The sequence below is a fragment of the Desulfofundulus thermobenzoicus genome (genome assembly GCF_009428905.1).
Lineage (GTDB): Bacteria > Bacillota > Desulfotomaculia > Desulfotomaculales > Desulfovirgulaceae > Desulfofundulus_A > Desulfofundulus_A thermobenzoicus.
In genome coordinates, this window is record NZ_WHYR01000045.1 from 20,355 (window position 1) to 30,058 (window position 9,704).

Genomic DNA, 9,704 nt, shown 5'->3' on the forward strand with positions numbered 1-9,704 from the left:
CTCCTCTAGATTTCCATATCTGCAGGGCGCAATGCCTGGGCGATATTCTTGATTTCTTCCCAGCGTTCCGGGTTCAAACGATAGCCGGTTCCCGGACCCCGGTAATCGTTGAGGTCGTTTACCGCGGAGATCACATGGAAATTCTGGTCCAGGATTGCAGAGGTATGCAGGTAATCACCGGATACCCTTTGCTTGAGCATGTTTAGTATATTTTGAGCGATATCTGCAAAGCCATGTTTGGCCAGGGCCTTAACCACATCCAATCCGGTTACGCCACGAGCTATCATATCCTGAGCCGCCTTGAGATCTTCTGCCACTTTGCGCGGCGGCATATCTTCGGACCCATGCGCGTAGGTAGCAGCTTCAACTTCTTCGTCAGCGATTTCCGGCAGGCCCAGCTCTTTAAATACCGCCTGCAGTGCCCGGGCTGCCCGGTTGCGTACGGCAACGACTTCTTCCTCGCTCACCGGCCGCACTCCCCCGTCTACCATCAGGTCCCGCTGCAGGATCAGGTAATCGTCCATATCCTCAATATCAAAGTTGGACCCTGCAAACATGTTGTCGTAGTTGGGTACTGCGCTGTACCCGGAGAAAATAAAGTCAGTACCTGCCGCGAATTGTGGCAGCGTTCTGGCGGTACGCCTGATATCAGAATGGGAAAAGGTCTGGTCGTTACCCGAAGCCACCTCCAGATCCAGCATCATGGTAATCAGGTTTTCAGCCGCCACTGCGCGAATACCTGACGGCACGGCCCCCGGCACTCCGATGCAGCTGATGGAGCCGTTTTGCAGGCCCTGCACACCTGCACCCTTAGTGAGCATTACGCAGCGGGCTTCCAGGTAAAGCATGGACTTACCCTCGGCGTAGCCCATCTGCACCTCCGAACCGGTACCCGAAGTAAAGCGCATCTTTAGACCGCGGGAAGCGTAAGCCGATGCCAGGAAAGCCTTGGACCACGGCGTATCGTCACCGTCCACAAACACCTGCTCCGTACCGTACACGGAAATAGTTTCCGCATAAGAAGTAAAACCGCGCATCCCCAGCTGCAGTTCGGTGGCTTCCTCCAGAGCACACTGGGTGAGCACACCGCCCCGCCCGGTCTGGGAACCAACCAGCAGGGCCAGGGCGTTGAATGGAGCATAGCGGACCACGCCCACGGTGGTTTCCTGCTCGGCAAAGCCCCTTATGGCAGCCTCTGCCGCATCCGCAGCGATTTGTACCGGGTTGTCCCGTAGATTGGTCACGTGGCATTGATTGGCCGGCGTCTTGCGGGCACGCATTTTCATCATGCCCATCATGATTTCCACGATGTTCATGTGTCCCAGTACTTCAACTATTTTGGCCGGAGTCATGCCCTGAGCCAGCCGGGCGATTTCTTCGCGAGGCAGGTTGATATCCACGATCATTCTGGCGAGCTGCCTGGAATCCATCGCCATTACTTCCGGAGCCACCTCAACATCGATAAAATAATCGGCAATAAACTGCTCAATCATATCGAAGTCCTCTCGACGCTTGCCGTCCATCTCCACAATCCGGCCGTTTTCAACCTTCAGGCTGGGCTCTGGATCCATTGGGCTGTTCATGGCTATCAAGCCCACTTCCGGCCATTCCGCCACAAACCCATCCTGGTTGACCGGCCTGTTTGCCAACACCGTAAAACGTTTGGAACGTTTAGCCATTAATCCTCACCCCCCACGCATCCTTAAATATAGGGCTTAGTTAAAGACTGGGGCTTCTCTCCCATAGTAGCGAGCAAGGTAATCCCCACTTCCCGGGCGGCAATCAGAGCCTGACGCACAGCACCGGAGTCACCGGACATAAAAAGGATTGCTTCGTTGGTAAAACTGGTGCCGCTGGCCGGGCTGGCGTAGCCAACCACCTGCACCTCCGCCGCCTTGATCGCCGTATCACAGCAGACCACGCCGATGGCCGCAGGTGCACCGACGATCAAGCCGAATGCCCGCCCCAGTGGCGCACCAAAGGCCTTCTCCAGGGCATGGCTGGCCCGTGCGGTGTACTGAAACTCCAGATGGCCGGCATCATTGACGTAAACGTCACCGAAGGTCCTCGATAATTCTTGCAGTGCAACCTCCACCGCCCGGCGGGCATCGGAAACCTCCTCGGCCCCGAAGATGATCAGGCTACCATGACCGGCACCGCCCTTGGTATCCCGGGGCAGTTCAATGGCTACGACCTCAGTATTGGTGGCCTTCACTGCTTCATCCGCCGCCATAATCTGCGGCCCGGCACCCACCCGGCCGCCTAAAATGCCTATGGACCGGTAACGGCTGTCCAGCTTCATCTTCTCGTGAAGCAGCGGATCTACATTGGCAATAACCAGGCCGATGGTATCCCCCATAGCCGTACCGACAAATTCGGTGGGCAGGGAAGGAAGTTTTACCGCTGCAGTATGTTCGGCGTGCTTGCTCGATGCTGCCGCATCACTGCTGGCTGCCCCCACTTTTTTCATCACTTCCTCCAGCACCTTCTGGACAACTTGCTCGTCCATTAAAGTCACCTCCAGTTACTTCTTTTCCGGCGCAGGTAAAATTTTCTCCACGTCGGTGTGCGGGCGCGGGATGACATGTACGGATACTACTTCTCCAACCCGCTTAGCCGCAGCCGCGCCGGCATCGGTGGCCGCCTTTACCGCACCCACGTCACCCCGGACCATGACCGTAACCAGCCCGGATCCGATCTTCTCGTAACCGATCAGGACTACGTTTGCCGCTTTCACCATGGCGTCTGCCGCTTCGATGGACGGAACCAGTCCCCGGGTCTCCACCATTCCCAGCGCTTCTCCATTCATCAGCAGTTCAACCTCCTTAGCAGTTGTTTGGTTGTTTAATTTATGGCATCCCCCTTCCCCGGGCTTCCCGCCGCAGCGGTCCTGCCGGGAAGAGGGTTTTACCATCAATTTTCAGTTATAATTCCGTGCCGACGCAGGTAAGCCTGTCCGATGGCATCGGCCGCCAGGATGGCATCATAAACCATGTCCGGCGTAACCGGGAAGGGCATATTGTGAATCATCATTCCTGGTTCACACACTTTCTCGGCTACGCGCCGGATTTTCTCCCGCGAAAATTCTCTCAGCCCAAGCTGCGCCAGAGTAACAGGAAGTCCCACGCGGGTGCAAAAATCGAGTACTTCCTCCATCTCTTCCCTCGGGTGATCCTCCAGCACCAGGTGGGCCAGGGTCCCAAAAGATACCTTTTCTCCGTGGTACGTGTGGTGTGTCTCTTTCAGCACCGTCAGACCGTCGTGAATAGCGTGGGCAGCGGCCAAGCCGGAACTCTCAAAACCAATTCCCGACAGTAAAGTATTGGCCTCCACTATTTTTTCCACCGCCGGAGTCACTACCCGGCGCTCGACAGCCAGCTTGGCTTGCTCCCCATACTCGATGAGAATTTCATAGCATAGCCGTGCCAGCCGCAGGGCGGCTGTGGTAGTACGGCCGCCGGGTATATTTTGGGCGGCAGCCTGCGCACAGGAGGCCGCTTCAAACCAGGTTGCCAGCGCGTCACCCATCCCCGCCACCAGAAAACGTACAGGTGCCCTGGCAATGATCGAGGTATCTACTAAAACCAGGTTGGGGTTTTGCGGCAGGATGAAATAACGGTCAAAAACTCCCTGCTCGGTGTATATTACAGATAGAGCGCTGCATGGAGCATCGGTGGCTGCAATGGTTGGCACAATTACAACCGGCACCTTCATCAAAGCGGCAACGGCCTTACCGGCATCGATAACCTTACCGCCACCAACCGCCACAACCATATCGCATCCTGCAGAAACGGCTGCCGTTTTCAGACGTCCAATTTCGGGGTCGCAACACTCACCGCGGAATGTCTCGAAAACATAAGCGATACCTTTCCCCTCTAAACTTTTCGCAATATCCTCCTGGGTTTGGGCTAAAGCCGTCTTGCCCCCCGTCACAAAGGCATTTTTGCCCAGCCTGCTGACATGCTCACCGATTTCCGCCAGTGCCCCCGCTCCCTGAACATACCTGCTTGGGGCAATCATCACCTTAACGTAACTCATAAGCACCCCTCCTGTACAGGATTTGCTTTTTCCAGAACATTCACACCCGCAAATTTCTCCTGTTTCAGACTCCTTATTTTAAGTTTTTAATTCGAGAAAATCGCCACCTGCCCTGTGGACAATTATGACTGCATCTAGCACTTTATTGTGCTCGTAGAGTGACAATAAAAAATATCGCTCACCCCGAAGAATGAACGATCTGGACAAATCTGCTTTTTGTACCTGAATCCATGGAATAAAAGGACAAAAATATTGATAATCAATGAAAACCCCTTATAATCAAGAAAGAAGGTTACGATCAAAGAGTATCAAATTGGCCAAGCAATTGAACCAACAATCCATTCTAGTCCGTATGGATTCAGGTAATAACAGTGCTGACAATTTATGTGTCTGGCTGAATGAAGAAACAAAAGCGGATTTCATTATAAAGTGCGCAAAGAATACTCCAATGAATGGTTGGTCATGGCCAGACAACAGGGGCCGGGATGTATCGAACGAGAATTCCTAAATGTGCTGGGAAACATGGTCGGCCCTGGCCGTTACCGGCATGTAAGGTTAGCTCCCAACCATTGGTTGGAGGTAATTCAAGTTAAACACAAGTGGGAAGGGATTAAAAACTATAAGGAATATCCGGGAGAAGTAAGCAATGCAGTGCAAAAGGACATGTCAGGGCAGAAGAAAAGCAGGAAATTCAGGCTGCTATTGCGGAGAAGCAAGCGATGCAGTGCAGAAGGACATGTCAGCCACATTTTATTAACTCGCTTAAGCAGGCGGCCTGACGGTTGGAGCAAAACGGGTGCAGACCAGATGGCCAGGTTGCGGGACATGGAAGGGCAACTGAATAAACATAAAAGAAATATACCTAGCCCAAAACGCCCATGGCGGCGGAACAGTTATTAAGATTTGTCAGAAACAATTAAACCAGCAGAAAAAAAGCGGGAAAGAATTAAGGGAACAACTGGACAATATCCCGATTTTGAAAGGGCGCGTGAGCTACCTTACCATGGCACTGAAAGCATTGACCAGGTCGGCATAATGTCCGCTGCCTGATTAAATTCTAAGCATGTTCCCTGGTGAGCCTTTAAGGTCTTTACTAGGCGGCGCCGGAGGGAAGCCTTGACAGCGAGAAAGCGTTACCGTTTGTTGGTAAATGGTGAGTTAAAAAATTTCCAGTGTATTGATTTTATCTTTGTTGTTTGTGTAGCTTGACTGTAACCCCATCCGTTTTCCCAACATAAATTTTGTATGAGCCCAAAATCAAAGAGGGGGTAAATTAAAATGAACCTATTTTCTGCATTTTTCCTGGCATTATCATCCAACCTGGATAACATCGGTATCGGGGCCAGTTATGGTATTCGCCGGATCGACCTTCCTTTTTGGTCCAACCTGATCGTAGCTATTGTCACCACCATTGGAACTATTATCTCAATGTGCATTGGCAACGTGGCGGCTAACTATATTTCGTCCCACCCGGCCAAAATCATAGGATCCTCTATTATCGCCGGTGCCGGAGTTTGGGTAATTTTACAATCCTGGATTGCCCCGAACAAGGTTGAATCGGCTCCCCAGGTTTTAAAAGAAATGTCCAGTCCCTTTGCGCCATTAAAAAATGAAATGTTAAGAGCAAAAACAATCCTGGCGCTGCAGATCAAATCGTTGGGTATTATTATCCAAATTTTAAAGGAACCTTGGGTGGCCGATATGGATTTATCAAGAAAAATAGAAGGAAAAGAGGCTTTTTTGCTTGCTTTTGCGCTGATGATAAACAACCTGGCCAGTGGTTTTGGCGGAGGGATGGTCGGGATAAATATTCCACTCACCGCTGGTATGACTTTTGTTTTAAGTCTTTTTACCTTAGCAATTTCAGTAAAATTCGGGCATCAATATCTCTCCCGATGGTTAGGTAAATACGCCAGCTTAGTAGCCGGTATTATTTTGATCGCTGTTGGGATCTATGAATTTTTTGTATGATACGCAGGTGAACGATGAAATATGTGTAGTATGGCATAACTGAGGTTTTTCTGTGGGCAAATGGTCGGAAAATCGGATTGCCACTTTTGTTGTCTGCCTCTTGTGGCCTGAATAAAATTTTTATCAGCTACCAGCAGGAAATTTATGGAATGCACCGAATACATATATTACCTGCAACGGAGCAGGAAAATCTCATCCGAAAGGGGTTTGCAAGTATGCGCGTAAGAATGTTTATTTTGGCCCTGGCCTTGTTGCTGCTTTCCGGTTGCGCCTCCTCGTACAAAACCACGGACCAGCAATCGGCGCCATCAGTCAATCAGGCCGCTGCCGTCCCACCGAACCAGGGCGGGGCCGGTCCTTTGGGTACCCCCGTATTCACCCGTACCAATACCGATCCGGCAGAGACGCTAACAAAACTTTTCACCGGCGCCCAAAAGGAAATAGACATCGCCTGTTACAGCTTCACCCATCCGGAGATAATCAAATCGGTGCTGGCAGCAAAAAAACGCGGCATACAAATCCGGGTAATCACCGATCGGGAGCAAACCAGAGGGGAAACCCAGCAACAGGCCATGAACGAACTGGTTAAAGCCGGCATCCCGGTAAAGGTCAACGTCCACCCGGGCTTGATGAACCTGCGCATGAGTATTGTTGACGGGGATCTGGTGGCCACGGGCACCTATAACTATAACCCGCTTACAGCCAAAAACAACGATGAAATGCTGGTTACGCTCAAGGACGAATCTTTCGCTGCTGCTTGCGAAAAGGAGTTTGAACGGATGTGGAGCGATTCCAGGGAGTTTACCAGCTTAAAAGGTAATACCACGCCGGCAAAAACGGAAAAGGTAGGAACCACCAGTGAAACGGGGAAAGCGGAAAAAACAGATGCTACTCTCGAACAGGGGAAAATCCATCCCACCACCCATTCATCATCCAAAGAACAGCATAAACCTGTTGCGCACGGCTAATTTCAGAATGATACACCAGCTTCCACCAGGAGCCCGACCGAATTCCGGCCCGGGCTTTTTGTGTTCGCTGTCCATGAGCCGATAGGTAAGGATATGGGCTGTTTTCCTGAAAAATTATAGACTTTTAGTCTTTCATGCTCACGATTTTAATGAATTTCAATTCAGGGCGGCAACCTTGACTGCCACCCCGCACAAGGTTAATCAAAACCACCGACGGGGCTGCACCGGGAAACATGCTATTACTACAGCGTAACTTTAAATAAATATGCAAATATGTCGTCTCTCAACGCCACCGTAAAAGAGGCTGTTGCTCCTGGAAATTGTTAAGGTTCATGGGATGAATTTACGCTGTAGTGCTAGGATTTGGCTGAAGAATTTAAAGGGGCTCCTGCCCGCAAGCGGAGCACCTTTAACGTACAGTTTAGAAAAAAACTCCTACCTGCTGAAATATAGATAATCTTTGAGCACTTTTCCTTCCATTTGCGGGCTGGATTTGGCAGAAGCCCGGATGGCCATGGCGGTCAAAGAGCCGGAACCAACGGAAGCGGCGAGCTGGATGGTTTCGGCCAGTTCCTCCTCGGTAATCCCCATCTTCCTGGCAACTGCCAGGTTCGCTTCCACTCATGGTTCGCAGCGCAGAGCCAGCACCACAGCGGTATGAATCAACTGCTTGGTCTTTTGATCCATCACACCCGCCGTATGGGTCAACTTAAAGAACTCGTCGTGTTTCTCCTGGGTAAGTTCGGCTAAAGACATTGACAACTCCTCCTTTTCGTTTGTTGTTCATCGTCGTGAACAGCAAATTTTAACAATCTATCCAGTGAATTTTATCGCCCTTCCGCGGCGGTACGGGCGGGGTCTGGTCCGGGTAACCGATCGAAATGCACGCCACAAGCTCTTTATCTTTGATTCCAGAATGTCGTTAATCTCGTCTTCTGCCCTTTTGGGATCCGCCGTCCAGCACGTTCCCAGTCCTTTTTCGTAGGCGAGGATTAAAATGTTCTGAACCAGGGCAGCAGCACTTAGAAAACTGGTCAACCTCATTCGCTCGTCGTTGTACCTGACGAGGCTGTTCATGCCGGGATCGATGTTCACCGGAATGTGCGGCACATAAACAAGGATTAAAAAGGGGGCGTCCCAGATATTTGGTAAAAAATTGCATGGTAAATTGCACGATTTTGTCTGGGAAAAGTTCTCTGATTGCCGGTTCGATGAGTGATTTTGCCCTGGAAACTGCCGTTGCAATTTGATCCCGGGTTTTCCCGCCGACGACATAAATCTCCCAATTTTGCAGGTTCATCCCGGACGGCGCCCAAAGTGCTGTGGTAAGAATCTCCTCCAGAATCTCCCTGGCAATGGGATCTTTTTTATATTTCCTGATACTTCTCCGGCCCTTGAGAATTGACGCCAAATCCATCTGCAAACCCCTTGTGATTAATTTGAAAAGCCTTCCGGCCCCTGTTCCACCGGGCAACCCCTGTCAGCCCCCGGCCCGCCCTAACTCCGCAAACAGGCGTGGATGCACAGCCCGCACCGTTTTCCGGCATGGGTCACGAACATGTAGTGGGCGCATTTTTCCTTGTTGATTACCCAGCCGCGCTCCGGGTGATAGTTTCCTTCCCAGTTGTTGAGTGCTCCCGAAGGACAAATCCGGACGCATTCCAGGCAGGTGTCGCAAATCGCCTCGGCCGCCGGGGCCGTATAATCGAGTTCGGCGGTGGTAACCACCGAAGCCAGGCGGATCCGGGCGCGGTAGCGCGGGTGCAGCAACAAGTTGTTGACGCCAAACTTCCCCAGGCCGCACAAAACGGCCGAGTGTTTATGGGAAAAATCTCCCTTCAGACGGGAATAGTCACCGATATCCGCTTCCGGGCCAAAGGCCACGCTCTCGTACCCCCGTTCCTCCAAAAACCGGGCCAATTGATGGGCGCAGTTCAAAAGAATTTGATTGACGGCATTGAATTCCACGTTGTACTGGTTTCTGGTGGCGGGCAGATTTCGAAGCGGCCCTTCATTCAGCCGGTAAGCGAAGGTAATTACACTTTTTGCGCCGGGCAGGTAATCGCCGGGTTTGTGTCCGGAGGGCGCCTCTGCGTACCTGCTTACCGGTGCGGTGCCGATGTCCGCCAGCCCTAGGCGAAAGGCAAACTCCTTTAATTCCCCGGTCAAAGACACGTCTTCTCCCACCTTCCTTTTTTCAAAATTTCCGGGTTAAATCGTTAAATTGGAACTGTAGAAATTTACGGTACATTGCATTATAAAATAAAAAAAATCAACCCCCGTGTAATATTTTTAACATCCCCGGGAAAAAAACTTGTTTAAAATTATTTATGTTAACTATAGTATCAAGGGACATTTGTCAAGCAAGTAGCTGGAAATAGAAATGGGAATTCCTTACTGGAAAAGGCTCTTCTCCGGTTAAAATGGTTTTGTCTCTATACCATTCCACACAGGGGGGAGAGAGCCTCTATGTCCCAGTGTAGCACATCTGAATGGAAAAGCAAGCGTCGCCAAGAAAAAAGACGGCGTCGGGGCAAGGAAGTGATGGCTTATGCAACCGTCATCATAGTTCGGACCTTGACAAATGTGGGTTGACACTAGTCCGTGTCAAGATCCAGTAGGTATCTCCATAAAAATTTTTCCCGTTATGAGACCTCACCGCTCAAAAACATTAGTTTCAAGGCAGCGGCCTTGACATCCACCCCGCAGGTGGTCAGACAAACCCAC

At 51.1% G+C, this 9,704-nt stretch carries 10 protein-coding genes and 1 pseudogene; 2 read left to right on the forward strand and 9 right to left on the reverse strand.

The genetic code is table 11. From position 1 onward, the window contains the following. Nucleotides 1-5: 5 nt before the first annotated feature. From GFC01_RS14015 to GFC01_RS14030, 4 genes are all read right to left on the reverse strand, one after another. Nucleotides 6-1,679: a propanediol/glycerol family dehydratase large subunit gene (locus GFC01_RS14015; protein WP_152947790.1), complete on the reverse strand. Its 1,674-nt coding sequence runs from the start codon at nucleotides 1,677-1,679 to the stop codon at nucleotides 6-8. A 23-nt stretch (nucleotides 1,680-1,702) separates the two neighbouring features. Continuing rightward, complete coding sequence (gene pduB / locus GFC01_RS14020) at nucleotides 1,703-2,509, reverse strand: propanediol utilization microcompartment protein PduB (RefSeq protein WP_152947791.1); 807 nt, start codon at nucleotides 2,507-2,509, stop codon at nucleotides 1,703-1,705. A 15-nt stretch (nucleotides 2,510-2,524) separates the two neighbouring features. Beyond that, nucleotides 2,525-2,809: an ethanolamine utilization microcompartment protein EutM gene (gene eutM, locus GFC01_RS14025; protein WP_152947792.1), complete on the reverse strand. Its 285-nt coding sequence runs from the start codon at nucleotides 2,807-2,809 to the stop codon at nucleotides 2,525-2,527. 104 nt (nucleotides 2,810-2,913) lie between these two features. Further along, entirely contained in the window at nucleotides 2,914-4,038 is a 1,125-nt protein-coding gene (locus tag GFC01_RS14030; protein ID WP_152947793.1) for a glycerol dehydrogenase, read from the reverse strand. A 1,278-nt stretch (nucleotides 4,039-5,316) separates the two neighbouring features. On the opposite strand from GFC01_RS14030, the gene GFC01_RS14035 reads away from it, so the two are divergent. Then, complete coding sequence (locus GFC01_RS14035; RefSeq protein WP_152947794.1) at nucleotides 5,317-6,009, forward strand: manganese efflux pump; 693 nt, start codon at nucleotides 5,317-5,319, stop codon at nucleotides 6,007-6,009. Nucleotides 6,010-6,224: 215 nt separating this feature from the next. After that, on the forward strand, nucleotides 6,225-6,977 hold the full coding sequence (locus GFC01_RS14040) for a phospholipase D-like domain-containing protein (protein WP_194174962.1): 753 nt from the start codon (nucleotides 6,225-6,227) through the stop codon (nucleotides 6,975-6,977). 435 nt (nucleotides 6,978-7,412) lie between these two features. On the opposite strand, the gene GFC01_RS14045 is transcribed toward GFC01_RS14040, so the two are convergent. From GFC01_RS14045 to GFC01_RS14055, 5 genes and pseudogenes are all read right to left on the reverse strand, one after another. After that, complete coding sequence (locus tag GFC01_RS14045) at nucleotides 7,413-7,568, reverse strand: hypothetical protein (protein ID WP_152947796.1); 156 nt, start codon at nucleotides 7,566-7,568, stop codon at nucleotides 7,413-7,415. Between the two features lie 30 nt (nucleotides 7,569-7,598). Beyond that, entirely contained in the window at nucleotides 7,599-7,733 is a 135-nt protein-coding gene (locus GFC01_RS19805) for a carboxymuconolactone decarboxylase family protein (protein ID WP_279233486.1), read from the reverse strand. A 57-nt stretch (nucleotides 7,734-7,790) separates the two neighbouring features. Beyond that, entirely contained in the window at nucleotides 7,791-8,252 is a 462-nt protein-coding gene (locus GFC01_RS20220) for a nitroreductase family protein (protein ID WP_423244397.1), read from the reverse strand. Next, nucleotides 8,209-8,394, reverse strand: a pseudogene (locus tag GFC01_RS20225) (nitroreductase family protein); the annotation flags it as partial. The gene GFC01_RS20220 and the pseudogene GFC01_RS20225, both read right to left, overlap by 44 nt. Nucleotides 8,395-8,474: 80 nt before the next feature. Beyond that, the gene (locus GFC01_RS14055; protein WP_152947797.1) at nucleotides 8,475-9,152 is read right to left on the reverse strand and encodes an epoxyqueuosine reductase; all 678 of its coding nucleotides are present in this window, start codon (nucleotides 9,150-9,152) and stop codon (nucleotides 8,475-8,477) included. Nucleotides 9,153-9,704: the final 552 nt, after the last annotated feature.